Source organism: Pseudomonas sp. SB113, from assembly GCF_040754745.1.
In the GTDB taxonomy this organism is placed as follows: domain Bacteria; phylum Pseudomonadota; class Gammaproteobacteria; order Pseudomonadales; family Pseudomonadaceae; genus Aquipseudomonas; species Aquipseudomonas grimontii.
The window spans coordinates 1-379 of sequence record NZ_JBFMHW010000260.1; the positions used below are offsets into that span (position 1 = coordinate 1).

Consider the following 379-nt stretch of genomic DNA (forward strand, 5'->3'; position numbering starts at 1 on the left):
GCGAGCGCCCGCGCTAGCCCTACTCGTTGCTGCATGCCTCCTGACAATTGATTTGGGTAGCGGTCCTCAAAGCCTGTTAGGCCGACACGCTCGATCCATCTCATAGCGGCATCGACTTGGCGTGCGCGCGGCATGCCCTGCACCTCAAGACCGTAGACGGTGTTTTCCAGAACGTTTCGATGAGGCAAGAGCCCAAATTTCTGGAAGACCATTGCGGTCTTGTGGCGCCGGAAATCACGCAGGTCGCGTGGATTGAATGTAACTACATCCGTTCCCTCTACCAGGATTTGGCCGACGGTGGGGTCGATCAGCCGATTGATATGCCGGATCAACGTTGATTTTCCCGAACCCGACAGACCCATGTTCACCTGTATAGATC

1 protein-coding gene is annotated in these 379 nt (G+C 55.9%); it reads right to left on the minus strand.

All coding sequences use genetic code 11. The annotated features are described in order from the left end of the window. Positions 1-379 (minus strand): ATP-binding cassette domain-containing protein (locus tag AB1462_RS32470; RefSeq protein WP_367249235.1); only part of this gene is annotated, 379 nt, incomplete at both ends.